Here is a 25,573-nt window from a genome sequence, read left to right as displayed (position 1 = left end):
TGTCATTCGGCTGTCTAGGTTTTGTTGGGTAGGGGTTTCTACCATGAACACATCTCCTCAGCGCCTAACCAAGGCATGAGAGATGCAAGTTTCATCCACCTTCGTCAGGAGCTTCAATCATGACCCAACAACGCCTCTCCCTTTCTTCCATGATCGCCGCCGCGGCCGCAGTGGCTGCCCTGGGCCTTCCGGGGATGGTTTTCGCAGCATACGAGCATCCTGCCAACAATGAAAAGGGCGTCATTGTTCACCTAGAGCACTTCAAGAGCGATAAAACCCGCGCCCAAGTCAAGGCAGAAGCAGAGGCTGCTATGCAGCAAGGCCGCCTTTCCTACGGCGAAAGCAACTACCCGATTCGCACGCCCGATGCAGGTCCCGGCAAGACGCGTCAGCAAGTGATAAAAGAACTGCTGAGCGAGTCGCCTGCCGAACGCGATGCGCGTCTGCGCCTCTACTCTCCTGGTTAATGTAGTCAGTCGGGGCCGATGGGGGCGCATGGATCAATCTCGATCCCTTTACCCCCAATACCCGCCATCGAGTTGAAACAGCCAGCGTTCGCGAGGTTCAAGCGGCGTAGCTGTGCGGGGCATTTTGCTTCGGGCCTTGCATGCAGGCCAGACCAACGCCAGTCGACGAGAAAGCACAAGCGTTCGTCGGCCGTACTTTCCGAAGACAGGTCCACAACAAATTGCCGGCGGGTCAACTTAAATCCTGGGCTTGTGCACAGCACCAGCGTGCAAATGCCGCCTTATGGCAGCACACAACGAGAATTCAAAGCATTCCAATTCAACCGGATCAAGATCTGGTGCATTGCTTGCGAACTTCGATCGGAGGCATCGGTCGGACTCCGATAACCTCGCTGTTCGCGCATGGCTCCTCGTCGATTCGTGTGGAATCTGACAAAGCGCCAATCCCCAAAAACCGATCAGGCGCAACTACCCCGAGGCGACCAAAACGCCTCCCTGCGCCAGCAGTACGCCTGCCAGCTCCGCGCCAACTTCACCCCGTTGGAAAGGGAGGGGATTTGCACCCCCGACACCCCACTTGAAGAAACCTAACCGCTACGTACAGCCCGTGTCACGACTGTACGCCCGCACCCTTACGGTAATGCGACCTCCATAACCCGTAGCTCCGAAGAACCCAGACGCCTGGAAAAGCACCCTAGACCGGGCCAGCCGCTATTTCGAGAGCCAACAGACCCCCGTGGTTGCGAGACCACCGCCGTGAACCCAACCTACACGCTACCTCCCGCCACACTCGGCAAGCCCTCACGCGCACTGGACGCCTATCCAGCAGGTTCCCCTATCTCCATAGCTGCAGGGTGCCACAAAGAGCCAGCAAAGCGCCAACTCCCTCACACCCATCACTCCCCAGCAAGCCCACCTTGCAGCCCGCAATCTCCTCCTTTCATCGTTGCCAACCAACAGCCACCAGCACCAGCGCCAGCAAGCCCTGATCGCAGCGCAGCACCACAGCCACTCACCGTCAGCACCCCAGCAGTCACAGCACGCTTTCCCTCGCACCAGAACCACCAACAGCACCACCCGACAAACAGCCGCAGCACACACGCAGCGCCACACCAAACGCAGCACACAAGCCGCCAAGAACAACACCAAAGTTGCTCAAATTTTCAGCAGTTCAGTGCCGAAATCATTCAATAAACAGGTTCTGTGCCCGCCTCTGTGTTGAACGAAGCGCGTAAGTGCTTGTCGCCATTGAGGAATTCGACCTAAATCAGGCACTCTGTGTTGATCTGTTGTGAATTCCAAAAAAGCGCACTACCCCTATAGGGCAGTGGGCGCAACAAAAAAAACGGGTCAGCCGAAGCTGCCGTTTCTTTCGCCCATTGCGGGTCGAGAGTTGCCAGACATTTCCGCAAAAGCGGTGTTGGAAAGTGGTGCATGGCCCTAGCAAACCATGCATGAGGGCGAGCGTAGCACGGCCTGGGAGAGTTGTGCAACGCAAATGAGAGCGCCAAAGCAGCATCTTTCAAATTTGACCTCGGGCCTTCCCGCTTGCGACTGAAGGCTGGCCCGCGCCACTTTTGGACAAGATTGTCCAAATTTGGACAGGACTGTCCAATTTTGGACAAATTCCGCCAATTTTGGACAGGATTGTCCAATTTTGGCCAGCCAGCAGCAAGACGCAAAGCGATGAGCATCCCCCAAAGAACACCACCTCCCCGCCCCTTCCGTGCGCCTACGGCTGTACTTCCACCGGGCAGAGTGGTCTTTGCGGGAGCTTTTTTTGTTGCTCGCCGCCTTGCCCAACGAACGTGAAAGAGCGGGGGTCATCCGTCATGTTTTGACTTTCGGGCACAAGTCGTCCCTGCCGCCTGATCCGGTGCATCAAGACCAGGAGGTCACCGCCATCTCCGTGCGAGTCTTAGCGATCGAGGCAGCCCGTATCGCAGCCTCGATTTTTAGCAAACACTCTCTGAAGCCGAGTGGTCGGTACCAACGTGAGTGCCCAAGCTTGCCGCGCATTGGATTAGCAGTAGCTCAGAAGGAAGGGCGTGTGTGTAGGTTCGCCATCGCTGCCGCTCAAAAAAGGCCATATGAGACCCAGGCACAAGCGTGGCAGGCACTGCGTGCAGTTGAGCTAAGTGTTTGTTGCAAATATATTTTTTCTGTTTCTGGACTTCCCTGGAAGATTTTTTGCAATTAATTTTGCACTCACGATAATAGTAGTTATCGTCAGCTAAGTGAGTGAAAAAATTCCGAAGTACGCCGCGCCTCTACCGCGATCGAGGCCAAGCCTGCCTTCGTCTTGCAGCAACCGGTTGTCCAGTGGTGGCCATACAGGCCCGGGCTGGTTTCATTGCTGCCCGCACCGCGCCGACGCATCTACTGACGCAAGAGCGAATACGAGTGCAATTCGCCGTGATTGCATGCTTTGGCCCCAAGTGCGCGTTGATTGAGCTGCGTGAACCCGAATCTTGCACGCGCCGCAGCTAGTTGCGACGCGAGCGCCGACCGGCGTTGCAAGTGCTGGCGCTGTCCGAACGATTCACCAAGAGCTCGGCAAATCTCGGGGTTCAGGGCGCGGACGCGGCAGGCGGCCTGATGAGGCGTTTGCTGTTCCTCGATGTACCATCTAAAGACCCTCTGCAAAACCTCGTTTTCTGAAATTCCGACCTAGTTAAATCAATGATTTAAGATGCCTCCGCTTGGAATTTCAGAGAGTTTGTAGACCATCTTTAGGTGATTTTTTGCCAAGCCCTAATCAAATATCGGATATAGCTCAAGAAACAGCTCGGAGCGAGTCCCACTGCGCACAAAACAACCAAGCCGCTCTTGCCAGAATCGTCGAACCGATAGAACAACAGGAAGTCGCCGCCGATGTGGTATTCACTATGGCCGGCCCACTCACCCATCAACGGGTGATCGAGCCATTCAGGCGGTAGTGGCCCGTTGTTGGCGACGAGCAGTAGCATGACATTTTTCAACCGGTTCATGTCATACCGGCCAGAGTGGGACAGGCGTACCCAATCTTTTTGAAAATCTCTGGTGTAATCCGACGCTCGGGGCAGGTTTGCCCGTTTACTCGCTGCTGATTTCTTCGAGGCCATTCAGCAAGGCGTCAGCGGTTGCAAAGCGAGCGCGGCGGCTCTTGATGATCTCGTCGGCCTCGGCAATGGCAGCGACACTGCTGGCGCTTGGTGCCTTGAGGGCAAACGGCAGCTCCTTGTCGGCGACGACACGGGTCAGAAACACGCGAATCGCATCGGAAACGGTCATGCCCATTGAGGCCAGCGTTTCCGCAGCTTGCGCCTTGATGTTCTCGTCCACGCGAACGTGAACCATGGTGGTGGTAGCAGCCATGGAGGCCTCCTGTTGTGAATGATAGGAGATACATTGTGTCTCACATTATCGGTGCTTGCTGAATAGCGTCACTCTTGCTCGCTGTCCACGATAGGCTGAGCCGTGCGAGAAAGTCGCTGGGCCTCACCAGCCAGTCAATTCACTTTCCACTTTCGTAGAAGGCCCGCAAAGCCACCAAAGCGGTCAACCCATCTCGTTATACACAACCCTCTACCATCCGCAGTTCTCCGTAAAGAAACAAACCGATGAGCTGGGCAGCCCAAGAATTTGAAACCCTCGATCTGGGCGATGCACGGCTGAACAAGCGGGCGGTGCTGCTGGCCGAACGCCTGGCCGCCAAGCCGACGGCGAGCATTCCCAACGCCTGCAGCAATTGGACAGAGACGATTGCGGCCTACCGTTTCTTGAGCAACGACCGCCTGTCCTGGGAGGACGTGATGCAGCCGCACTGGCAAGCCAGCGTCCAGCGCATGGCCGCGCACCCGCTGGTGCTGTGCCTGCAAGACACCACGGAGCTGGACTACAACGGCCAGCAAATGCAGGGCCTGGGGCCGCTGAGCTACGAAGCCCAGCGCGGCATGTACCTGCACCCCACTTACGTCATCACCCCGCAGCGTGAACCGCTGGGCGTGACCGACGCCTGGATGTGGGCACGCGAGCCCAAGCCGGTGAGCTGGACTATCCAGCCGATTATCTGGTGCGCTGCAAGCACAACCGCGTCCTGCCCGAAGGCGGCAAGCTGTGGCAAAACGTGATGGACAGCGCGCCGCTGGGGTGCGTGCGCTTTGAGATTGCCGCCGGTCGTGGCCGCAAGGCGCGCAGCGTCAAACAAGAGGTGCGCGTGCGGCGTGTCGTTGTCAAGGACAGCCGCCAGGGCCGCATCGAAGTCAGCTGCCTGATAGCCACCGAGATCGATCCCCCGCCGGGAGTGCAGCCCGTGGTCTGGCGGCTGCTGAGCAACCGCCAGGCCGTCACCTTGGAGCAGGCCTGTGAGCTGATCGACTGGTACCGCGCGCGCTGGGAAATCGAGCTGTTCTTTCTGGTGCTCAAGGAAGGCTGCCAAGTCCAGCGCCTGCAGCTGGGCAACACGCAGGCGCTGCAAACGGCTCTGGCGCTGTACATGGTGATTGCCTGGCGCATCAACCGCTTGATGCGTCTGGGACGCACCCTGCCCGAGCTGCCCGCCGATCTGCTGCTGGAGACCCAAGAGTGGCACGCGGCGTTCATCTTGAACAAGAAAAAACCGCCCAAGGAGGTGCCCCAGCTCAATACGGTGCTGCGGCTGATCGCACAGCGCGGTGGGTTTCTGGCACGCAAGGGCGATGGTGAACCCGGCGCCAAGACGATCTGGTTAGGAATGCAGGACGTAGCGGCGTTTGTGGCCGGGGTGCGCTACATGCGCGAGGCCGGGCTGGGGTGAGTTGTGTATAACGAGATGCGCAAATCCTTGCCCTCCGGGTTTGCGGGCGACAGGTCATGGTCGCGATGCCCGCTGCGCAGGTAGATGTCTGCGCACAGGATTTCCTCGTAGCGTGATTGCATTCTGCTGCGTTCAAACAAGGTCGCCATGGCCTTCCTCTGCAACTCCTCCTCGGCTTGCTTTTCTGCCTTTGTCTTCTTCCGTTCAGCAGTGTCTGGAGTCTTCTTGGCCATAGGTTCCTCAGTGAGTGACTGACTGCATTTTTACCTCAGTCAGCACAGGAGGACATGCCGCAAGTTCGGATTACGTTGACCTCAGTCGAAGGGCTTGCAAGCACGTTGAACGCGCCATCGCAACACCCTGCCAACCAGTCGCCAGAACTGTATCCATCTGTGATCGTGACGGTAAGATGGTGCGAACGATCTCTACCTGCTCCGTCCACGCCCCAAGTCGGGTGGGGCAGCCAACCAATTCCCGCTTCAATGCTCGACGACATCAAAAAAACCCTCTGGGCCACCGCCGACAAGCTGCGCGCCAACATGGACGCCGCCGAATACAAGCACCTTGTGCTCGGCCTCATTTTCGTCAAATACATCTCCGACACCTTTGCCGCCCGCCGTGCCGAGCTGACGGCCCGCCTGACCAACCCCAACGACGAATACTTCTACGGCGACGCCGACCCCGCTGACATTGAAGCCGAGCTGGAAGACCGCGACTACTACAAAGAGGTCAACGTCTTCTGGGTGCCCGAAGGCGCGCGGTGGGAAGCTTTGCGCGCCGCCGCCAAGCAGCCCGACATTGGCAAACGCATTGACGACGCCCTCACACTGATCGAGGCCGAAAACCCCAAGCTCAAAGGCATCCTCGACAAACGCTATGCCCGTGCGCAACTGCCCGACGGCAAGCTGGGTGAGTTGGTGGATTTGGTATCCACCATTGGCTTTGGTGAAGACGCTGCCATTGCCCGCGACGTGCTGGGCCAGGTGTACGAATACTTTCTGGGCATGTTCGCCAGTGCCGAGGGCAAGCGGGGCGGGCAGTTTTACACTCCCGCCAGCATCGTCAAAACCCTGGTGGCCATCCTCAGCCCGCACGAAGGCAAGGTGTACGACCCCTGCTGTGGCTCGGGCGGCATGTTTGTGCAGTCGGAAAAGTTCATCGAAGCCCACGGCGGCAAGCTGGGCGATGTGAGCATCTACGGCCAAGAGGCCAACCCCACTACATGGCGCCTGGCCGCCATGAATCTGGCCATTCGCGGCATCGACTACAACCTGGGCCGCGAGCCTGCCGACACTTTCACCCGCAACCAGCATCCCGACCTGCGGGCCGACTACATTCTGGCCAACCCGCCCTTCAACATCTCTGACTGGTGGCACGGCAGCCTGGAAGGCGACCCGCGCTGGGAGTATGGCGACCCACCCCACGGCAACGCCAACTACGCCTGGTTGCAGCACATGCTGCACCACCTGAAGCCCACGGGCCGCGCCGGCATTGTGCTGGCCAATGGCAGCATGAGCAGCAGCCAGAACAACGAAGGCGTGATCCGCGCCGCCATGGTCGATGCCGACGTGGTCGAAGTCATGGTGGCCCTGCCCGGCCAGTTGTTCTTCAACACCCAAATCCCCGCCTGCCTCTGGTTTTTGGCCAAGCAGAAAACGCGCAAAGGCGAAGTGCTGTTCATCGACGCCCGCAAGCAGGGTCGCATGATCAGCCGCGTACAGGCCGAGCTGACCGACGACACCATCACCCGCATCGAAGCCGTGGTGGCCGCCTGGCGCGGCGAGCCAGGCGCAGGCAGCTACGAAGACGTGAAAGGCTTTTGCCGCAGCGTGCCCCTGGCCGAGATCGCCCAGCACGGCCATGTGCTTACCCCCGGCCGCTACGTGGGCGCGGAAGAGGTGGAAGACGACGACGAAGCCTTTGCCGACAAGATGCAGAAGCTCACCGAAAAGCTGGGCGAGCAAATGGCCAAGGGTGCGGAGCTGGATGCAGTGATTCGGGCGAAGCTGGGGGGACTGGGGTATGAGTTCTGAGTGGAGGGTGCAGAAAATTTCCTCACTCGGGGAATTTGATCGAGGCAAGTCGAAGCACAGACCAAGAGATGCCGCTCACCTTTATGGCGGACCGTATCCGTTCATCCAGACGGGAGACGTGACGAACTCTGACGGGCGAATCACAAGCTTTCGACAGACCTACAGTGAAGCCGGATTGGCTCAGAGCCGGCTTTGGCCTGCGGGCACGCTCGCGATCACGATCGCCGCGAACATTGCCGAAACAGCAATACTCACCTTTCCTGCATGCTTCCCAGATAGCGTTGTTGGTTTCACGGCTGACACTGCAAAAGCAGATGTTCGTTTCATAGAGTATTTGTTTCAGGCAATGCGAAAGCAGGTCAAGAGCCACGCATATGGCTCTGCTCAGGAGAACATCAATCTTGAAGTCTTGCGTAAGCTTGAGTTCCCTATCCCACCGTTGCCGCTGCAGACGAAGATCGCCGATTACCTCTCGCTGATCGACGACCGCATCGCCCTCCTGCGCGAAACCAACGCCACCCTCGAAGCCATCGCCCAGGCCCTGTTCAAGTCCTGGTTCGTCGATTTCGACCCCGTGCGCGCCAAGATGGCAGGCCGCACGCCCGAAGGCATGGACGAGGCCACCGCAGCGCTGTTTCCCGATGGGTTTGAAACGTCGGAGTTGGGGGAGGTGCCGAGGGGGTGGCGGGTTGGCATGATCGGCGATTTTGCGCAACTCAAGAAAGGCTCCGTCAACCCAGGTAGCCAACCAGAAGCGACTTTTGAACACTTCAGTTTGCCCTCGTTTGATGCTGGGCAAAGGCCAATCTTTGAACGTGGCGACTCCATCAAGAGCAACAAAACGCCTGTCACGCCAGATGCGGTACTGCTGTCGAAGTTGAATCCGCACATTCCACGTATTTGGCTACCGGTCGAGTGCGGATCGAACGCGGTGTGCTCAACGGAGTTTCTGGTTTTCGTGCCAATCGGAATCGGATCGAGAGAGCTTATCTACTGCGCGTTCAGTTCTCCCGACTTCATCGCTAGATTGCAGCAACTTGTGACGGGAACATCCAATAGTCACCAGCGAATCAAACCTGATCAAGTGGCGCTCATGTCCTCTGTCGTACCCACCGCAGATGTAGCCAGAGCGTTCGAAGCAGCAGCGAAGCCCATTTTTCAAAAGGTGTTCGCGAACAGAGCGCAAGTCCAAACCCTCACCACCCTTCGCGACACGCTGCTCCCCCGTCTGATCTCCGGCCAACTCCGTGTTGGAGAAGTGCCAGCAGTCGAACATGCATGACACACTGTAGTACCCAAGTATGAATCCAGGCATGAGCAAGCTAGAAATTCCAGAGGTGGTCTACCACTACACCTCCAACGACGTACTGCTGAAAATCTTGGAACACAAGGCATTGAGGTTGAGTGCAAAGCATCACCTCAACGACACTCTGGAAGGTGATCAGTTCTTTGCCTTGCTGAAAACACACCCTAGCGCGCCAGATTCACTTCGAATAGATGACTTGCGTAATGCCCTTGATCCTTTCGAGTTCTTTGTCACCTGTTTCAGCTCCTTAGGTGATCGCCTCAGTCAGTGGCGCGGGTACGCAGCCAATGGCACTGGTGTCTCGATTGGATTCAAGAGCAAGGCCATTCTCACCGCGATCAAGGGAGTAAAGAGGCTCTTCTTTATCCGGTTGCCTATGCCGATAAGGTGGACGAACTGCCGAATGATCGGGCCAACACAATCAATGCAATGCTCACGAGCACGGGATCGCCAAGCACTGCCGCTATTCAGGCGTTTGCGAAAGAGCGCTGGGCAATCAAACCCTCAGGGTTCGAGGAAGAGCATGAAACTCGGCTGGTTGTCACTATTGACTCGCGAAGCAGAAAACTTCACCCAGTAACGCCAGGCTTCCGGATTGGGTACTTTGCAACCGGGTCCGAGGTCAGAGAGTATTGCGAATTTCTCCTGGGCTCGACGGTTGATGCCGGTGTGATCGAGTCCATCACATTGGGGCCCAACAATCGGACGAACGAAGGCGCGCTCCAAAGAGCATTGCTGCATTTTGGGTTGCCGAACGTTGTGATCGAGCGGTCGCAGCTCTCGTACCGATAGTCAACACACACAGAATCTTGCGACCATCAGGCGCGTGCAAATGACAGAAGACCAACTCGAACAAGAAACCCTGGCCTGGCTGCAAGACGTGGGCTACACCCACCGCTACGGCCCTGATATCGCCTTCGATGGTTCTTCGCCAGAGCGTGCCGACTACCGCCAGGTCGTTCTACCCTTCCGGCTGCGCGAAGCCATCAACCGCCTGAACCCTGGCATCCCCGTGGCTGCCCGAGAAGATGCCATCAAGCAGGTCACTGACTTGGGCATCCCATCCCTGCTGTCGGCCAACCGGGCCTTCCACAAAATGCTGGTGGGCGGTGTCTCCGTCCAGTATCAAAAGGATGGCGAAACTCGCGGCGACTTCGTGCGCCTGATCGACTGGTCACACCCCGAGAAGAACGAATGGTGGGCCATCAACCAGTTCACCATCAAAGGCCCCCACAAGACCCGCCGCCCTGACATCATCCTGTTCGTCAATGGCCTGCCGCTGGTGCTGCTGGAACTCAAGAACCCTGCGGACGAAAACGCCAGCATCTGGAAGGCGTTCGACCAGCTCCAGACGTACAAAGAGCAAATCCCAGACGTGTTTCAGTACAACGAGGTGCTGGTGATTTCGGACGGCACCGAGGCGCTGATGGGGTCGCTGTCTGCCAACGCCGAGCGCTTTATGGCCTGGCGCACGATCGATGGGGTGAACCTCGACCCGCTGGGGCAGTTTCAAGAGCTGCAGACCCTGGTGCGTGGGGTGCTGGCCCCACAGTACCTGCTGGACTACATCCGTTACTTCGTCCTGTTCGAGGACGACGGCCAATTGGTCAAGAAGATCGCTGGCTACCACCAGTTCCACGCCGTGCGCGCAGCCATCGAAGAAGTGGTGACCGCTTCCCGGCCAGGAGCTTCCCGCAAGGGCGGTGTGGTATGGCACACCCAAGGCAGCGGCAAGAGCATCACCATGACCTGCTTTGCCGCCCGTGTGATGCAAGAAGCAGCGATGGAGAACCCCACCATCGTGGTCATCACCGACCGCAACGACCTGGATGGGCAACTCTTTGGCGTGTTCAGCCTGGCTCAAGACCTGTTGCGCGAGCAGCCGACTCAGGCACTGACCCGCCCAGACCTTCGCGCCAAGCTGGGCAATCGCCCTTCGGGCGGCATCATCTTTGCCACCATTCAGAAGTTCATGCCAGGGGAGGATGAAGACACCTTCCCGGTGCTGTCTGACCGCAGCAACATCGTGGTGATCGCGGACGAAGCCCACCGCACCCAATACGGCTTCAAAGCCACCCTCAAAGGAAAGCCTGGTGAAGAGAAGTACCAGGCGGGCTATGCCCAGCATCTGCGCGATGCCTTGCCCAACGCCACATTTGTAGGCTTTACCGGCACCCCGGTCAGCAGCACCGACCACGACACCCGAGCCGTGTTTGGAGAGTACATCCACGTCTACGACATGCAGCAGGCCAAGGAAGATGGCGCCACGGTGGCCATCTACTACGAATCGCGCCTAGCCAAGCTGCGACTCAAAGACGAAGACCTGCCCGCCATTGACGACGAAGTGGACGAGCTGGCCGAGGACGAAGAAGAAAGTACCCAAGCCAAACTCAAAAGCCGCTGGGCCGCCCTGGAAAAGATCGTGGGTGCCGAACCCCGCGTGGCCAGCGTGGCCGCCGACCTGGTCGCCCACTTTGAAGAGCGCAGCACCGCTCAATCGGGCAAGGCCATGGTGGTGGCCATGAGCCGTGAAATCTGCGTGCACCTGTACGACGAGATCATCAAGCTGCGGCCCGACTGGCATGACCCTGACCCAGAAAAAGGCGCCATCAAGATCGTGATGACCGGCTCCGCCAGCGACAAAGCCCTGCTGCGCCCCCATATCTACGACGGCAAGGTCAAAAAACGACTGGAAAAACGCTTCAAAGACCCCGCCGACCCGCTGCGCCTGGTGATCGTGCGCGACATGTGGCTCACCGGCTTTGACGCCCCCTGCGTACACACCCTGTACGTGGATAAGCCTATGAAGGGCCACAACCTCATGCAGGCGATTGCGCGGGTAAACCGTGTCTTCAAAGGCAAGCAAGGCGGCTTGGTGGTGGACTACATCGGCATCGGCAACGAACTCAAAGCCGCCATGAAGGAGTACACCGCCAGCAAAGGCCGGGGCACCCCCACCGTGGATGCCCGCGAGGCGTACAGCGTGCTGATGGAAAAGCTCGATGTGCTGCACTCCATGCTGCATGGCTGCGACACCAGCGACTTCCTCACCGGGGGCCACCAAACCCTGGCCCGGGCTGCCAACCACATCCTGGGCCTGCGGGAAGCAGGTGGCAAGGACGGCAAACGCCGCTTTGCCGACACCACGCTGGCACTGACCCAAGCCTTCTCGCTGTGCTGCACACTGGACGAAGCCAAGGCCGTGCGCGAAGAAGTGGCCTTCCTGCAGGCCGTCAAAGTCATCCTGACCAAGCGCGACATCACCGCCAAAAAGCGCACCGACGAGCAGCGTGACGCGGCCATCCGCCAGATCATCAGCAACGCCGTGGTGTCTGACCAGGTGGTGGACATTTTTGACGCTGTGGGTCTGGACAAACCCAATATCGGCCTGCTGGATGATGAATTTCTGGCCCAGGTGAAGAACCTGCCCGAGAAGAACCTGGCGGTGGAACTGCTCGAACGCCTGCTGGAAGGCGAAATCAAGAGCCGCTTTGGCAGCAACGTGGTGCAGGAAAAGAAGTTCTCCGACCTGCTGGGCAACGTCATCAAGCGCTACCAAAACCGCTCGATTGAAACCGCCCAGGTGATGGAAGAGCTGGTGGAGATGGCCAAGAAGTTCCGCGAGGCGGCCCACCGGGGCGAGCTGCTGGGCCTGACCGAAGACGAAGTGCGCTTTTACGACGCCCTGGCCACCAACGAATCAGCGGTGAAAGAACTCACCGACGAAACCCTGAAAAAGATCGCCCACGAGCTGACCGAGAACCTGCGCCAGAACCTGACGGTGGACTGGAGCGAGCGCGAGAGCGTGCGCGCCAAGCTGCGGCTGATGGTCAAACGGGTGTTGCGCAAGTACAAGTACCCGCCGGACTTCCAGGAAGAGGCTGTGGACTTGGTGCTACGGCAGGCGGAGGTGTTTGGGGAGAGCTGGGGTGGCAGCTAATCTGACTCCGGGGCAGACCGAATCGCTAGTACTGGCGAGCACTTCGCTCAGTGATTCTTGGTACCGAAGGCTTTCACGGCATCAAGCAAGCCCTTTGCGAGCGTGCGGATACCGCTCAAGTTGTAGCTGCCACCGATCTGTTCATAAGCATAGCGGGCTTGAATGAAGTAGTCCGAGCACTCGGCAAGAAGCGGTGCCAGCTGTTCTCCTGACGCCGCCAGAAATTCAGACTCAATAGCAGCCTGAGTGGGCGGTTCAAGAGACGCAAACACATCCGACAAGTTGTGCCCATGTGCCGTGGACATGATCTTGCAGCCTTCACAAGACCGTCCGGGGTCAGGCCGCCACCGACAGCGCCTCCCTCTGCGGCCTTCAAGCTGAGTTCAGCGCAGAGCGCATAGTTGACGATCAGCGGGAATACGAATTCGTTCAGATCGACTCCCTCGCTTGTCCAAACCTGCTCTGCTGCCTTGTAGAACTGCTCTGCTGATACCCAGATTCGGCCATTAGGGGTCGTCTCAGAAAACGGAAAATAAAGCACGCTAAGGCGTAACTACCCTCGGCTACACCGCGTCGGCACCACGCGGCTCTTTCTCCCCTTGCAGCGAAGCAATCAGCGGGCAAGAAACGTTCCCTTGCCGCGCATGGCAGGCGAACACAAGTTCGGATAGCACGGTTTCCATGCGCGCCAGGTCGGTCATTTTTTCGCGCACGTCCTGAAGCTTGTGCTCGGCCAGGCTGCTGGCTTCCTCGCAGTGGGTGCCGTCATCCAGCCTCAGCAGCTCTGCGATCTCGTCGAGGCTGAATCCGAGCCGCTGGGCTGATTTCACGAAGCGCACCCGCGTCACATCCGCCTCGCCATAGCGGCGGATGCTGCCATAGGGCTTGTCCGGCTCCGGCAACAAGCCCTTGCGCTGATAGAACCGGATTGTTTCCACGTTGACCCCGGCCGCCTTGGCGAAAACGCCAATAGTCAGATTCTCCAAATTTTTTTCCATATCGCTTGACTCCGTACATTGGTACGGAAGTAAGCTTAAGCTATCCAATCCAGATTTGAAAGGACAAGCGTATGTCTGAACCTCAAAACGGGCGCGGGGCGCTCTTCACTGGCGGGCTAGCCGCCATCCTCGCCTCGGCTTGCTGCCTGGGGCCGCTGGTTCTGATCGCCCTGGGGTTCAGCGGCGCTTGGATCGGCAACTTGACGGTGTTGGAACCTTATCGCCCGATCTTCATCGGCGCGGCGTTGGTGGCGCTGTTTTTCGCCTGGCGGCGCATCTACCGACCGGCGCAAGCCTGCAAACCAGGGGATGTGTGTGCGATTCCCCAAGTGCGCGCTACTTACAAGCTCATTTTCTGGGTCGTGGCCGCGCTGGTTCTGGTCGCGCTCGGATTTCCCTACGTCATGCCATTTTTCTATTAATCACAGGAGTTCATCATGAAAAAACTGTTTGCCTCTCTCGCCATCGCTGCCGTTGTTGCCCCCGTGTGGGCCGCCACCCAGACCGTCACGCTGTCCGTACCGGGCATGACCTGCTCCGCTTGTCCGATCACCGTCAAGAAGGCGATTTCCAAGGTCGAAGGCGTCAGCAAAGTTAACGTGACCTTCGAGACACGCGAAGCGGTTGTCACCTTCGATGATGCCAAGACCAGCGTGCAGAAGCTGACCAAGGCCACCGAAGACGCAGGCTATCCGTCCAGCGTCAAGAAGTGAGGCACTGAAAACGGCAGCGCAGCACATCTGACGCCCTTGTCTGCTACCACAAACGAAAAAGGATCTGTCGCATGACCCATCTAAAAATCACCGGCATGACCTGCGACTCGTGCGCGGCGCACGTCAAGGAAGCGCTGGAAAAAGTACCCGGCGTCCAATCTGCCATAGTGTCCTATGCCAAGGGCGCGGCCCAGCTCGCCCTTGATCCAGGCACAGCGCCGGACGCACTGACCGCCGCCGTGGCTGGCCTGGGCTACAAAGCGATGCTCGCCGATGCCCCGCCGACCGACAACCGCACTGGGCTGTTCGACAAGGTGCGCGGCTGGATGGGTGCCGCCGACAAGGGCAGCGGCGGCGAGCGCCCGTTGCAAGTCGCCGTGATCGGCAGCGGTGGAGCCGCGATGGCGGCAGCACTGAAGGCCGTCGAGCAAGGCGCGCAGGTCACGCTGATTGAGCGCGGCACCATCGGCGGCACCTGCGTCAACGTCGGTTGTGTGCCGTCCAAGATCATGATCCGCGCTGCCCACATCGCCCATCTGCGCCGGGAAAGCCCATTCGACGGCGGCATGCCACCCACACCGCCGACGATCTTGCGCGAGCGGCTGCTGGCCCAGCAGCAGGCCCGTGTCGAAGAACTCCGTCATGCCAAGTACGAAGGCATCCTGGACGGCAATTCAGCCATCACCGTTCTGCACGGTGAAGCGCGTTTCAAGGACGACCAGAGCCTTATCGTTAGTTTGAACGAGGGTGGTGAGCGCGTCGTGATGTTCGACCGCTGCCTGGTCGCCACGGGTGCCAGTCCGGCCATGCCGCCGATTCCGGGCCTGAAAGAGTCACCCTACTGGACTTCGACCGAGGCCTTGGTCAGCGACACCATTCCCGAACGCCTGGCCGTCATCGGCTCGTCGGTGGTGGCGCTGGAACTGGCGCAAGCCTTCGCCCGGCTGGGTAGCCAGGTCACGATCCTTGCGCGCAGCACGCTGTTCTTCCGCGAAGACCCTGCCATCGGCGAGGCCGTCACAGCCGCCTTCCGTGCCGAAGGAATCAAGGTACTGGAACATACGCAAGCCAGCCAAGTCGCCCATGTGGACGGCGAATTCGTGCTGACCACTGGACAGGGCGAAGTGCGCGCCGACAAGCTGCTGGTCGCCACCGGCCGGACACCGAACACGCGCAGCCTGGCATTGGAAGCGGCGGGGTAGCCGTCAATGCGCAGGGGCCATCGTCATCGACAAGGGCATGCGCACCAGTAGCCCGAACATCTACGCGGCCGGCGACTGCACCGACCAGCCGCAGTTCGTCTATGTGGCGGCAGCGGCCGGCACTCGTGCGGCCATTAACATGACCGGCGGCGACGCCGCCATCAATCTGACCGCGATGCCGGCCGTGGTGTTCACCGATCCGCAAGTGGCGACGGTGGGCTACAGCGAGGCGAAAGCGCACCACGACGGCATCGAGACTGACAGCCGTACGCTCACGCTCGACAACGTACCGCGCGCGCTCGCCAACTTCGACACGCGCGGCTTCATCAAGCTGGTCATCGAGGAAGGTAGCGGACGGCTCATCGGTGTACAGGCGGTGGCGCCCGAAGCGGGCGAACTGATCCAGACCGCAGTGCTCGCGATCCGCAATCGCATGACGGTGCAGGAACTGGCCGACCAGTTGTTCCCGTACCTGACGATGGTCGAAGGGTTGAAGCTCGCGGCGCAGACGTTCAACAAGGACGTGAAGCAGCTGTCCTGCTGCGCCGGGTGAGGAACAGGAGGTGGTCGATGAACGCCTACACGGTATCGCGTCTGGCCCATGAGGCCGGTGTGAGCGTACATGTCGTGCGCGATTACAAGGTGCGTGGGCTGCTGCGGCCGGTGGCGCGCACCGCCGGCGGCTACGGGGTGTTCGACGCGGCCGCCTTGCAGCGGCTGTGCTTCGTGCGAGCCGCCCTGGAGGCCGGCATCGGCCTCGACCTGCTGACGCGGCTGTGCCGGGCGCTGGACACCGCAGACGGCGATGAAGCGTCGGCGCATCTTGCCGACCTGTGCCACCTCGTCGAGCGCCGACGCCAAGCGCTGACGAACCTGGAAACGCAGTTGACCGAATTGGCGCACAGCACGTCGGAGATCTCGGCATGAACAGCCCGGAGCGCGTTTCCCCCGAGGCGCGCAAGCCGGTCGCCGGCTACCTGTGGGGCCTGCTCGCCGCGCTGACCTGTCCCTGCCACCTGCCGGTGCTCGCCATCGTTCTTGCCGGCACCACCGCCGGTGCGTTCCTCGGCAAGTATTGGGCATTGCGGCGTTCGGCCTGACCGGCTTGTTCGTCCTGTCCCTGGCGCGGGCGATGCGGGCGTTCAAGGGAAGATCATGAGCGCTACCGAGCCGGATGGCTGGACGGCGGCGCAACTGGCCCAGGCGGCCGAGCATCGGCAGCTTGAGCTGCACTACCAGCCCATCGTCGATCTGCGCCGCGGCCGAATTGCCAGCGCGGAAGCGCTGCTGCGCTGGCGGCACCCGAGCCTTGGCCTGCTGCCGCCGGGCGCGTTCCTGCCACTGGCCGAATCGTCCGGGCTGATGCCCAAAATCGGCGCGTGGGTGCTGGGTGAAGCCTGCCGTCAGATGCAGCGCTGGCTGGCGTTGAATTGGCGGCCGTTTCGATTGGCCGTTAATGGGGTCGCCTCAGAAAACGGAAAATAAAGCACGCTAAGCCCTTACTTACCCAGATGTTTGACTTTTCGTGGCACTTTCACCATGGCAATTGCAATTGCCCAACCCTTGCAAAATGCCGCACGCCTCTACAGATCGAGAGCCAGAACACTTCTCGCGCAAATCAACCAAGTGCCGCTTTAACTGCAACAGCGCGGACACACGCATTTCCACCTGTTGAATATGGGCCTCCAGCAGCGTGTTGACCTCCCCACAGTCCTGCATCGGGTTGTCTCGCAGACCCAGCAATGCGCGAATCTCGCTCAACGTCATGTCGAGCGAACGGCAATGACGGATGAATTGCAAGCGCTCAATGTGCGCCTCACCGTACAGCCGGAAGTTGCCACCGCTTCGCGCTGGCTTCGGCAGTAGCCCTTCCTTCTCGTAGTAGCGGATGGTCACAACCTCGCATCCAGAGCGCTTGGCGAGGTCGCCAATTCTGATTTCCATGCATCAATCTCCTTTATTTCACTTGACTCTATAGTAACTATAGGGTTTGTAATGGAAGTTGTATAGATTTGAAGGAGTTATTTATGAGCGAATGCGCTTCCACGGCGTGTGGCTGCTCGGCTGGGCCGATCATCCAACCCACGACACAAGCCCCAGCGACAACCGGATCGGCTCAAGCGGTGTATCGCATCGAGAACATGGACTGCCCCACGGAAGAGGCGCTGATCCGAGGCAAGCTGGTCGGGCTGGCGGGGTGGTTGGTCTTGAGTTCAACCTGATGCAGCGTACTTTGGCCGTTCGGCACGAACTGCCTTCGTTGTTTCCCGTTGAGCAGGCGCTAACCGCCATCGGCATGCAAGCCGTGCGCATGGATCAGGCATCGACCGGGCAAACGACCAAGCTGTCCATTACCAAAATGGATTGCCCGACCGAAGAGACGTTGATCCGCAACAAGCTCGGTACCATGGCCGGAGTTGCCGATCTCGATTTCAACCTGATGCAGCGCACGCTGTCGGTACGCCATGCGGACCAGGTTCTGCCGGACGTGCTCGCGGCACTGCAAGCGCTTGGATTCGAGGCGCAGGTGTTGGACACCGCAGAGGCCGCATCGCCATCCGCATCCCTTGTGACCACGCCGACCAACTGGTGGCCGCTGGGCATCTCCTTTGTAACTGCATCGGCGGCCGAGGCGGTCTACTGGCTCCACAACGGCAATCATTGGTCGGTCGTCGTTCTGGCGCTCGTCGCGGTCTTCACCGGCGGTCTGTCCACCTACAAGAAAGGTTGGATTGCGCTCAAGAACCGTAATCTCAACATGAACGCCCTGATGTCGATTGCCGTCACGGGTGCCATGTTGATCGGGCACTGGCCCGAGGCGGCAATGGTGATGGTGCTTTTCGCGCTGGCCGAGGTGATCGAAGCCAAGTCGCTGGATCGCGCCCGCAATGCCATCCGTGGCCTGCTCGACCTGACCCCGGAACAGGCCACGGTGCAGCAGGCTGACGGCACATGGCGCGAGGTGGGTGCAAAGCAAATTGCCATCGGTAGCCGCGTCCGGGTCAAGCCAGGTGAGCGCATCGCCCTGGATGGTGAGGTGCTGGAAGGCCGCTCTGCCGTCAACCAAGCCCCGATCACGGGTGAAAGCCTTCCGGTCGAGAAATCCCCCGGTGATCCGGTGTTTGCGGGCACGATCAACGAATCCGGTTCATTCGAGTACCGCGTCACCGCCGTGGCCAGCAACTCCACATTGGCCCGCATCATTCACGCGGTAGAGGCTGCCCAAGGAAGCCGTGCGCCGACTCAGCGCTTTGTCGATCAGTTCGCCCGCTGGTACACGCCCATTGTTTTCGGTGTTGCCATCGCCGTCGCGTTGTTGCCACCGCTGTTCATGGGTGCGGCATGGCTCGACTGGATTTACCGTGCATTGGTTCTGCTGGTGGTCGCCTGCCCGTGCGCACTGGTGATCTCTACGCCGGTCAGCATCGTCAGCGGCCTGGCCGCTGCCGCCCGCCACGGCATTCTCATCAAGGGCGGCGTCTATCTGGAAGAAGGCCGCAAGCTGCGCTGGCTGGCTCTGGACAAGACCGGCACGATCACGCACGGCAAGCCCGCACAGACCGATTTTGTCACTTGGGGCAATGCACTCGCCGCAAACAGCCGCAGCATCGCTGCCAGTCTGGCGGCTCGTTCCGACCACCCTGTATCCAAAGCGGTGGCACAAGCCGCGCAGACGGATGGGGTTGCCTTACTCGACGTAGCCGAGTTCAGCGCGCTGCCCGGTCGGGGCGTGCAAGGCCAAATCAACGGTGAGACCTACCATCTTGGCAACCAGCGGATGCTCGAAGCGCTGGGGCAATGCACACCAGAACTGGAACAGCGCATCGCGGCGCTGGAAACCATGGGTAAAACTGTCGTGATGTTGGTCAGCGCAAAAGGGTTCATGCCTTATTTGCCGTAGCGGACACCATCAAGGAAAGCAGCAGGAGCGCCATTGCCGAGCTTCATGCACTGGGCATCAACACCATGATGCTGACCGGCGACAACCCCCACACGGCACAGGCCATTGCCGCACAAGCCGGGATCGACAGTGCGCAAGGCAATCTGCTCCCAGACGACAAACTGCGCGAAGTTGAGCTACTGGCCATAAAGGGCAAGGTCGGCATGGTCGGTGATGGCATCAACGATGCCCCGGCCTTGGCGCGTGCGGACATCGGCTTTGCCATGGGAGCGGCTGGCACCGATACCGCCATCGAGACCGCTGACGTGGCCCTGATGGACGACAACCTGGGCAAGATTCCGACCTTCGTGCGCCTGTCGCGTGCGACGGCGCAGGTGCTGATGCAAAACATTGTGCTGGCCCTTGGCATCAAGGCAGTATTTCTGGTGCTGACCTTCACGGGTCAAGCGACCATGTGGATGGCGGTGTTTGCTGATATGGGGGCCAGCTTGCTCGTCGTTGGCAATGGCTTGAGGCTGTTGCGCAAATGAGCTGGAAATTCTTTCTCTACGACTGGGGTGGTCTAAACATCGCGCCAAGATCGGCGCGGGCAAGTTCAGGCCGCTACGACCATTGCAACCGGCTTAGCGTGCTTTATTTTCCGTTTTCTGAGACGACCCCTTTTTGGCTGATCAAAGCGCGCCTCATCAGGGCAGAAACTACGAGCCTTCGTACAGGTTCCTGGTTTTGTTGAGCACTCTTGGGGCTGAGAGGATGCCACCTGTCCAAGCTTGGGGCGTGCGACCCGGGTGGCCAAGGGTGGGCGAGGTGGGGAGTAAGAGGGACGACCGGCCAAATTTGGCCGGTCAAAAGGCGACGGAGACAGGCCATCTTTCGACACTTGGGCCTGCGCTGATCCCAAAAGCGGCATCCGATCGAGCTGACGGTGGCCAGTGCAGCCCGGGGATGGGACTGACGCCGCGACGACCGGCCAAATTTGGCCGGTCGCTTGATCCACTTGCAAAAACTGTGCTGGCTCACGCCGATCCGGGCAGACACGTCCGCCCCCCGAGGTCTCGCTCAGTGATCTGCTGGAGCGCCTCGATCTTGAACTCCCCGGGATATGGCCGCTTGGTCGTCATGGCGCCTCCTATTGGAGCCTCAGGCTTGAGACTTGAAGATGCCTGATTCAGCCGGGGTAATTCACTGGGCTCTCCCGCGTGCTTGCAAGCTCGCCATCAGCTGCGCCATCACGGCGCAGGCCATGGACAGCGAACAGCAATTTCCGTCTATACAACCCTTCGGAATGCGATAGCTGAAGGGCAATAAAAGACAAAATTGCCAGGTGCCTCATCGGATTGGTGACAAGCCATCCTTCGACTGCATTTGACTGGGAAATTATTCATGGGATATTGAATTGACCAATCGGAGCAGATGGTCTGCTCAATTGGCTCACAGGAGAACCCATGAGAAATTTTACCTACCACCAGGAAGATCACTTCCGAGGCCAAGACCCTGAGGCGCACGCAGCCACGGGCTGCATCAGCCTGGCGCAGGCTCTTGTCCAGCTTAACGCGCAGCTGGGCAAGACACTGCTGCTCGAAGTGATGTATGCCGAAAATTTCCCCGACTACGGAGCCTTGCAAAACAGCCTTCTTGCCGAGCACCTCAAAACTGATCGGCTGCAATTGGAGCTGCTGGATTTGAGGATCAAGGCGGCGCTTGACCTGGCTGCTCGCGTGAAGGAGCTGTTCGGGCAAACACCCGATGCTCATGTTTTGAGCGAAGAAACCGTCCAGTTGCTGCTGAAGGACATGGAGGGGGTGGGGCTCGACTGGAAGGGGCAGATCAGCCTGGATCGCTGGGCCGCAGATACCGATGCGATCGTTCGCCAATGGCAGCGAGAGCGCAGAACACTGGAGGCGAGAATCAGCGAGAAGCAGGAAACCTCCGAGCTGATGGCCCTTCAGCAAGAAATGGCGGAAGTGTTGACCCTGGGCGCCAATCATTTGCACGCCCATGTGTCGACTCTGGAGTCACCCAACCCTTGCAGGGTGCAGATACTGGAGGGCCTGAAGGTCAATGCCCGCAATCCTCTGACGACCAGTTGGCAATGGTTGTTCAACAACAGCGACCTTCAGGAACTTGTCCAGCAGTCTTGCTGAGGCAGTAGAGATTGGCGAAAGAGCCGGGGCCTTGAAGGCTTCGGCTCCTGCCCGGCAACAGGTCACGCATACTGAATGCTGCTGCCTCAAGCGTGTTATTCGCTTCCAACGCCGTTCGCAAAGCATTTACCATGCTCCCCATGGATTCATCGACGTACCGATTGAATCCGTGGCGCTTTCGGTTTACGCCCATGAACTGCCAATCGGCTGCACGCAGGATTGCACGCAGGACACGGAGCACATCGGAGCTTCTTCGGTCTTTGTTTTGTCTGAGGGTGTATTTATGTCTGGGATCTTGGTCAGGAGCAATGCAGCGCATCAAGAGCGTCGTCTGCTGCGTTTGAGGTCAGTTTTGGAAATGACGGGCCTGGGGCGCAGCAGCCTCTACAAAATGGTCAAGGAGCAAAAATTCCCGCGTCCGGTGCAGATTGGCAAACGAACGGTCGCTTGGGACAGCACCGCAGTGGCAATCTGGATTCAAGAGCGGATCAATGGAAAACTGTGATCCTCCAGAGAAGGCTCAAAGCCTTCTCTGAGGAAGTCGAAGCCGTCTCACTTCAAGACCAGTCACGCTATCGTCAGCAGACAAACCTTGAGATTTCGATGATGGGTTTGAGGCACGGCGCACGCATGGCTTTTACCTCTGTAGTTGCAACATGACTGTCTTTACTGCACTCGATCGCATTGGATGCCAGACGCCCGCAGAGGCATTGTTGGTACTGCCCAAGGATTACGTCGACAAGACCTATCTGCATCGACGCATCACTGCACATTTTCCGGCCAAGCGCCTCATCCTGTTTTGCGCTGTTGTACGTTCCTGGAGAGGCCTCAACAGCCTGAGCCAAGTGACCTCCAGCCCGCATCCGCTCAGCATCGAGTTGACGCTGGATTTTGAAGATGTGAAAGGCTTTCAGGTGCGATTTTTCGGCCTGACCCAAAAAGAGGCCAAGCCACTTGTCGGTCAACTGCTGCAGTTCCAGGCCAGCGTCAAAGAGTGCTCCAGTGGCCAGCGATTTTTGCAAAACGCTCAGCTTGCTGCGTTCAGCGGCAAGGTTGAGCCGCTGTACACCGGCGTGCAAGGCACCGTGTCGGGCACCAAGATTGAGGCCGCCATCCAGGCCGCGCTGGCGATGCCTGACGCTCTGGATGCAGCCGCCCAGATCCTCATGGACAACCCGACCATCGCGGATTTGCTACATCGGTACGGCCTCACCGCCCGGCAACTCATCGTGGACTTGCACCAGCCCAGCTCGTTCGAGCGTGCCGACTGCGCCCTGCGCTTGGCCCGTCACTGCGTCGTCCAAGAGGTGCGTGCGCAGGCGCTGCAAGGCAGTGATGCAGGCCGTGGCGAAGTCGTGCCAGCTCTCTACAACCTGGATGAGGACTTGCGCGCCTTGGTGCACGCCCAACCCGAGACCCTCAGCCATGACCAGCGCCACGCCCTCAACGGCATCCGCAAACTCGTCAACGCTCAGCGTGGCGTGCGCATTTTGCTCAATGGCGACGTGGGTACCGGCAAGACGCTGGTGTTCTTGCTGGCACTGGCCGCCATTTGTCAGGCCAGCGTCAAACGTGTGGCCGTCGTCGTCCCGAGCGACCTGGTGGCGCGGCAGATCCATGCCCAGGCCGCCCGCCGCTTCCCCCACCTGCACCCCGCTTTGGTCATCGCCGGCTCGGAAGTGCCTGCTCAGGCCAGGATGCTGATCGGCACACAAGCCTTGTTTGCCCATGCTGACCGCTTGGAGCTGGAGGCTTTGGTTGTGGACGAACAGCACAAGTTTTCCGTGCAGCAGCGCGCCTTGCTGGCCCAGGGGCACACTCACATCATCGAGGCCAGTGCAACGCCTATTCCTCGCTCCCTGGCGCTGGCCATCTTTGACGGCTGGCAGCAGGTTCGACTGGTCAACGGCCCGGTGGCCAAGACCATCCGCTCTCGCATCGCATTGAGCAACGAGCGCCAGCAAGTCAATCAACTGATTCGCTCGCATCTGCACGGCGGTCGCAAAGTCATTTTTCTGTACCCCAAGGTGAGTGGGCAAGGGGCATCGGTGAAGGCCGCCGGTGAGCGGCTGGGGCAGCACTTCAAGGACAAGGTGGCCGTGCTGCACGGCCAGATGGCAGGCGTTGCCAAGGCTCAGGCGCTCGAATCATTTGCCAGCGGCGACAAGCCCATCGTGGTGGCCAGCACGGCGGTAGAGGTCGGGGTGGATGTGCCCGACATCGGCCTCATGGTGGTCTCTGGCGCTGATCGTTTCGGGGTGGCCCAACTGCACCAGTTGCGCGGGCGGCTGGCCCGCAACGGCGGCAGCGCCGACTTCGTGATGATGCTCGACAAGCAGCCTTCACGGCTGACCCAGGAGCGGCTTCAGGCAGTGTGCAACCACGCTGACGGCTTCTCGCTGGCCGAGCGGGACATGGAGATCCGGGGCTTTGGCGATGTGCTGGGCGAGTTTCAGACAGGCAAGTCGCTGGGCACCTTCAAGCTGCCGCGTCTGGAGGTGCAGGACTTCACGGAAGGGGTTGGTCAGATGTAGCCGACCAGCCCGGGCATGGACAGGCTTTCCAATGGCCTCAACCATTGGAAAACCCGCCGAAGCGGTTTTTTTTCAAGCATCAGTGATGCTCGGCGTCTTTTTTGGCATCGCCTTCGACGGCGACCAAGGCCAAATAGCCTCCAAAGAGAGCTGCCAAGGCGCAGATGGCATAAAAAATGACCGTCACATCAATCTCCTTTGCTGAGGATGGCTCCAAAAAAAAAGAACAACACCGCCAGCAGCAGCAAGGCCAAGACCTTGCCAAGACCTTGCCAAGACCTTGCCAAGACCGTACCAAAAAGCACCCATAGACGAAAACGTCAGAGACGTTGCGCCGATCAAAGCTGCGGCACACAAAGTATGCAGCAGCCTGCCGTAGGCTTCTTTTTGGGAACCTCTCACAACCCCATGATTGACGGATCCGAATAGGCACGATTGGACGCCAGCCGTTTTGAATGCGCGATGAGGCCTGAGGGTGTGCAGAAATTTGTGTAAACGGACAATCCACCGCCGGCGCAAGCCGGCCTGTCCGTAAGCACAATGAACACCAAGAAACACGACGTACCCGAAGAACTGCTCTCTGGCCTGCTGGCCAACTACAAGAAGCCCGAAGACCTCATCGGCGAGAACGGACTGCTCAAGCAGTTGACCAAGCTGCTGGTCGAGCGAGCTTTGGACGCTGAGCTGACTGAGCACCTGGGCCATGAACGCAACGAGGCGGTGGCCAACCCCGCTGGCAACACCCGCAACGGCAAGAGCAAGAAGACCCTCAAGGGCGAGTTCGGCGAATTGCCCATCGAAGTGCCACGCGAGCGCCATGGCAGCTTCGAGCCTCAGCTCATCCCCAAGCACCAGACCCGCTGGGCCGGCTTCGACGACAAAATCATCTCGCTGTACGCCCGTGGCATGACGGTGCGCGAGATACAGGCCCATCTCGAAGAGATGTATGGCACCGAGGTCTCACCCAGCTTGATTTCCTCGGTGACCGCAACCGGGGCGTGCAGGACATCTTCATTGCCTGTGTCGATGGGCTCAAGGGCTTCCCGGACGCCATCGAGGCGGTGTTCCCCAAGGCGGTGGTACAACTGTGCATCGTTCACATGGTGCGCCACAGCCTGAACTACGTCTCATGCAAGCGCCGCAAGGAAGTGGCGGCCGACCTGCGCCGCATCTACACGGCCGCCACCGCCGAGGAGGCCGAACTGATGCTCGCATAGTTCGAGGCCCGATGGGATGCCGAGTACCTGCCCATCGGCCAGTCCTGGCGCAGGAACTGGAGTCGCTTGACCCCGTTCTTTGACTACCCGCTGGAAATCCGCAAGGTCATCTACACCACCAACGCCATCGAGTCGGTGAACATGAGCCTGAGGAAGCTGACCAAGAACCGGGGCTCGTTCCCCAGCGACGAGGCGCTGACCAAGCTGTTCTACCTGGCGCTGCGCAACATCAGCCAGAAGTGGACCATGCCCATCCGGGATTGAAAGGCCGCGCTGACCCGCTTTACCATTCAGTTCGGAGACCGCATCTCCGTCAATTGAAGTCCGACCCGTTTACACAA

18 protein-coding genes and 6 pseudogenes are annotated in these 25,573 nt (G+C 59.5%); 17 read left to right on the top strand and 7 right to left on the bottom strand.

Going from position 1 to position 25,573, the window contains the following annotated elements; genetic code table 11:
• The first annotated feature begins 119 nt into the window (after window positions 1–119).
• Window positions 120–467, top strand: a complete 348-nt coding sequence (locus IDM45_RS02840; RefSeq protein WP_209421543.1) for a DUF4148 domain-containing protein — start codon at window positions 120–122, stop codon at window positions 465–467.
• Window positions 468–3,199: 2,732 nt separating this feature from the next.
• On the opposite strand, the gene IDM45_RS02835 is transcribed toward IDM45_RS02840, so the two are convergent.
• Together IDM45_RS02835 and IDM45_RS02830 are read right to left on the bottom strand one after the other, a co-directional pair.
• Window positions 3,200–3,571: a type II toxin-antitoxin system YafQ family toxin gene (locus IDM45_RS02835; protein ID WP_232653539.1), complete on the bottom strand. Its 372-nt coding sequence runs from the start codon at window positions 3,569–3,571 to the stop codon at window positions 3,200–3,202.
• Window positions 3,543–3,824, bottom strand: a complete 282-nt coding sequence (locus IDM45_RS02830) for a type II toxin-antitoxin system RelB/DinJ family antitoxin (protein ID WP_209421542.1) — start codon at window positions 3,822–3,824, stop codon at window positions 3,543–3,545. Before IDM45_RS02830 ends, IDM45_RS02835 begins: the two co-directional genes overlap by 29 nt.
• A gap of 245 nt (window positions 3,825–4,069) precedes the next feature.
• Here IDM45_RS02830 and IDM45_RS02825 point away from each other — a divergent pair.
• Window positions 4,070–5,244, top strand: a pseudogene (locus IDM45_RS02825) (IS4 family transposase).
• Here IDM45_RS02825 and IDM45_RS02820 read toward each other — a convergent pair.
• Window positions 5,217–5,477, bottom strand: a complete 261-nt coding sequence (locus IDM45_RS02820) for a hypothetical protein (RefSeq protein ID WP_209421541.1) — start codon at window positions 5,475–5,477, stop codon at window positions 5,217–5,219. The pseudogene IDM45_RS02825 and the gene IDM45_RS02820 sit on opposite strands and share 28 nt — an antisense overlap.
• A gap of 249 nt (window positions 5,478–5,726) precedes the next feature.
• On the opposite strand from IDM45_RS02820, the gene IDM45_RS02815 reads away from it, so the two are divergent.
• From IDM45_RS02815 to IDM45_RS02800, 4 genes are all read left to right on the top strand, one after another.
• Window positions 5,727–7,277 carry a class I SAM-dependent DNA methyltransferase gene (locus IDM45_RS02815; RefSeq protein WP_209421540.1) on the top strand — a complete coding sequence of 517 codons (1,551 nt, stop codon included), beginning with the start codon at window positions 5,727–5,729 and terminating at the stop codon, window positions 7,275–7,277.
• The gene (locus tag IDM45_RS02810; RefSeq protein WP_209421539.1) at window positions 7,267–8,559 is read left to right on the top strand and encodes a restriction endonuclease subunit S; all 1,293 of its coding nucleotides are present in this window, start codon (window positions 7,267–7,269) and stop codon (window positions 8,557–8,559) included. Before IDM45_RS02815 ends, IDM45_RS02810 begins: the two co-directional genes overlap by 11 nt.
• Before the next feature lie 31 nt (window positions 8,560–8,590).
• Window positions 8,591–9,163 carry a DUF2971 domain-containing protein gene (locus IDM45_RS02805; RefSeq protein ID WP_209421538.1) on the top strand — a complete coding sequence of 191 codons (573 nt, stop codon included), beginning with the start codon at window positions 8,591–8,593 and terminating at the stop codon, window positions 9,161–9,163.
• A gap of 252 nt (window positions 9,164–9,415) precedes the next feature.
• On the top strand, window positions 9,416–12,523 hold the full coding sequence (locus IDM45_RS02800; RefSeq protein WP_209421537.1) for a type I restriction endonuclease subunit R: 3,108 nt from the start codon (window positions 9,416–9,418) through the stop codon (window positions 12,521–12,523).
• A gap of 47 nt (window positions 12,524–12,570) precedes the next feature.
• Here IDM45_RS02800 and IDM45_RS02795 read toward each other — a convergent pair whose 3' ends face one another.
• Together IDM45_RS02795 and IDM45_RS02790 are read right to left on the bottom strand one after the other, a co-directional pair.
• A complete protein-coding gene (locus IDM45_RS02795) occupies window positions 12,571–12,828 on the bottom strand; it encodes a hypothetical protein (RefSeq protein WP_209421536.1) in 258 nt (85 codons plus the stop codon).
• Between the two features lie 258 nt (window positions 12,829–13,086).
• Window positions 13,087–13,521, bottom strand: coding sequence for a mercury resistance transcriptional regulator MerR (locus IDM45_RS02790; RefSeq protein ID WP_000414383.1), 435 nt, complete (start codon window positions 13,519–13,521; stop codon window positions 13,087–13,089).
• Between the two features lie 71 nt (window positions 13,522–13,592).
• Between IDM45_RS02790 and IDM45_RS02785 the strand changes: the two genes are divergently transcribed.
• From IDM45_RS02785 to IDM45_RS02760, 6 genes and pseudogenes are all read left to right on the top strand, one after another.
• Window positions 13,593–13,943 (top strand): mercuric transport protein MerT, encoded by a 351-nt coding sequence (locus IDM45_RS02785; RefSeq protein ID WP_001294666.1) that lies wholly within the window; start codon window positions 13,593–13,595, stop codon window positions 13,941–13,943.
• 15 nt (window positions 13,944–13,958) lie between these two features.
• Window positions 13,959–14,234: a mercury resistance system periplasmic binding protein MerP gene (merP, locus tag IDM45_RS02780; protein WP_000732290.1), complete on the top strand. Its 276-nt coding sequence runs from the start codon at window positions 13,959–13,961 to the stop codon at window positions 14,232–14,234.
• Window positions 14,235–14,305: 71 nt separating this feature from the next.
• Window positions 14,306–15,989: pseudogene (gene merA / locus IDM45_RS02775) on the top strand (mercury(II) reductase).
• 17 nt (window positions 15,990–16,006) lie between these two features.
• Window positions 16,007–16,363, top strand: coding sequence for a mercury resistance co-regulator MerD (gene merD, locus IDM45_RS02770; RefSeq protein ID WP_008063284.1), 357 nt, complete (start codon window positions 16,007–16,009; stop codon window positions 16,361–16,363).
• Window positions 16,360–16,595: pseudogene (gene merE / locus IDM45_RS02765) on the top strand (broad-spectrum mercury transporter MerE). The gene merD and the pseudogene merE overlap by 4 nt, the downstream one beginning before the upstream one ends.
• Window positions 16,592–16,921, top strand: coding sequence for an EAL domain-containing protein (locus IDM45_RS02760; protein ID WP_008063282.1), 330 nt, complete (start codon window positions 16,592–16,594; stop codon window positions 16,919–16,921). Before merE ends, IDM45_RS02760 begins: the two are co-directional and overlap by 4 nt.
• Window positions 16,922–16,939: 18 nt before the next feature.
• Here IDM45_RS02760 and cadR read toward each other — a convergent pair whose 3' ends face one another.
• Entirely contained in the window at window positions 16,940–17,380 is a 441-nt protein-coding gene (gene cadR / locus IDM45_RS02755; protein WP_008063281.1) for a Cd(II)/Pb(II)-responsive transcriptional regulator, read from the bottom strand.
• Window positions 17,381–17,463: 83 nt separating this feature from the next.
• Between cadR and IDM45_RS02750 the strand changes: the two are divergent.
• A pseudogene (locus IDM45_RS02750) lies at window positions 17,464–19,867 on the top strand (heavy metal translocating P-type ATPase).
• Window positions 19,868–20,324: 457 nt separating this feature from the next.
• Here the strand turns inward: IDM45_RS02750 and IDM45_RS02745 are convergent.
• A pseudogene (locus tag IDM45_RS02745) lies at window positions 20,325–20,458 on the bottom strand (transposase); the annotation flags it as partial.
• A gap of 324 nt (window positions 20,459–20,782) precedes the next feature.
• Between IDM45_RS02745 and IDM45_RS02740 the strand changes: the two are divergent.
• The 4 genes and pseudogenes from IDM45_RS02740 to IDM45_RS02725 all read left to right on the top strand — a co-directional run bounded on the left by IDM45_RS02740 (window position 20,783) and on the right by IDM45_RS02725 (window position 25,496).
• Window positions 20,783–21,481, top strand: a complete 699-nt coding sequence (locus tag IDM45_RS02740; protein WP_209421535.1) for a hypothetical protein — start codon at window positions 20,783–20,785, stop codon at window positions 21,479–21,481.
• Window positions 21,482–21,512: 31 nt separating this feature from the next.
• Complete coding sequence (locus tag IDM45_RS17450; protein ID WP_232653544.1) at window positions 21,513–21,986, top strand: helix-turn-helix transcriptional regulator; 474 nt, start codon at window positions 21,513–21,515, stop codon at window positions 21,984–21,986.
• Window positions 21,987–22,137: 151 nt separating this feature from the next.
• On the top strand, window positions 22,138–24,015 hold the full coding sequence (locus tag IDM45_RS02730) for a helicase-related protein (RefSeq protein ID WP_209421534.1): 1,878 nt from the start codon (window positions 22,138–22,140) through the stop codon (window positions 24,013–24,015).
• Window positions 24,016–24,555: 540 nt separating this feature from the next.
• A pseudogene (locus tag IDM45_RS02725) lies at window positions 24,556–25,496 on the top strand (IS256 family transposase).
• The last annotated feature ends 77 nt before the right edge of the window (window positions 25,497–25,573 follow it).

The sequence above is a fragment of the Melaminivora jejuensis genome (assembly GCF_017811175.1).
Taxonomy (GTDB): Bacteria; Pseudomonadota; Gammaproteobacteria; order Burkholderiales; family Burkholderiaceae_C; genus Melaminivora; species Melaminivora jejuensis.
This window is presented reverse-complemented; position numbering and strand designations above follow the sequence as displayed.

Bases quoted from the DNA above. Each gene is read 5' to 3' on its own strand.
- IDM45_RS02840 (WP_209421543.1), top strand. From the start codon at position 120: ATGACCCAACAACGCCTCTCCCTTTCTTCCATGATCGCCGCCGCGGCC.
- IDM45_RS02835 (WP_232653539.1), bottom strand. From the start codon at position 3,571: ATGGCCTCGAAGAAATCAGCAGCGAGTAAACGGGCAAACCTGCCCCGA.
- IDM45_RS02830 (WP_209421542.1), bottom strand. From the start codon at position 3,824: ATGGCTGCTACCACCACCATGGTTCACGTTCGCGTGGACGAGAACATC.
- IDM45_RS02820 (WP_209421541.1), bottom strand. From the start codon at position 5,477: ATGGCCAAGAAGACTCCAGACACTGCTGAACGGAAGAAGACAAAGGCA.
- IDM45_RS02815 (WP_209421540.1), top strand. From the start codon at position 5,727: ATGCTCGACGACATCAAAAAAACCCTCTGGGCCACCGCCGACAAGCTG.
- IDM45_RS02810 (WP_209421539.1), top strand. From the start codon at position 7,267: ATGAGTTCTGAGTGGAGGGTGCAGAAAATTTCCTCACTCGGGGAATTT.
- IDM45_RS02805 (WP_209421538.1), top strand. From the start codon at position 8,591: ATGAGCAAGCTAGAAATTCCAGAGGTGGTCTACCACTACACCTCCAAC.
- IDM45_RS02800 (WP_209421537.1), top strand. From the start codon at position 9,416: ATGACAGAAGACCAACTCGAACAAGAAACCCTGGCCTGGCTGCAAGAC.
- IDM45_RS02795 (WP_209421536.1), bottom strand. From the start codon at position 12,828: ATGTCCACGGCACATGGGCACAACTTGTCGGATGTGTTTGCGTCTCTT.
- IDM45_RS02790 (WP_000414383.1), bottom strand. From the start codon at position 13,521: ATGGAAAAAAATTTGGAGAATCTGACTATTGGCGTTTTCGCCAAGGCG.
- IDM45_RS02785 (WP_001294666.1), top strand. From the start codon at position 13,593: ATGTCTGAACCTCAAAACGGGCGCGGGGCGCTCTTCACTGGCGGGCTA.
- merP (WP_000732290.1), top strand. From the start codon at position 13,959: ATGAAAAAACTGTTTGCCTCTCTCGCCATCGCTGCCGTTGTTGCCCCC.
- merD (WP_008063284.1), top strand. From the start codon at position 16,007: ATGAACGCCTACACGGTATCGCGTCTGGCCCATGAGGCCGGTGTGAGC.
- IDM45_RS02760 (WP_008063282.1), top strand. From the start codon at position 16,592: ATGAGCGCTACCGAGCCGGATGGCTGGACGGCGGCGCAACTGGCCCAG.
- cadR (WP_008063281.1), bottom strand. From the start codon at position 17,380: ATGGAAATCAGAATTGGCGACCTCGCCAAGCGCTCTGGATGCGAGGTT.
- IDM45_RS02740 (WP_209421535.1), top strand. From the start codon at position 20,783: ATGAGAAATTTTACCTACCACCAGGAAGATCACTTCCGAGGCCAAGAC.
- IDM45_RS02730 (WP_209421534.1), top strand. From the start codon at position 22,138: ATGACTGTCTTTACTGCACTCGATCGCATTGGATGCCAGACGCCCGCA.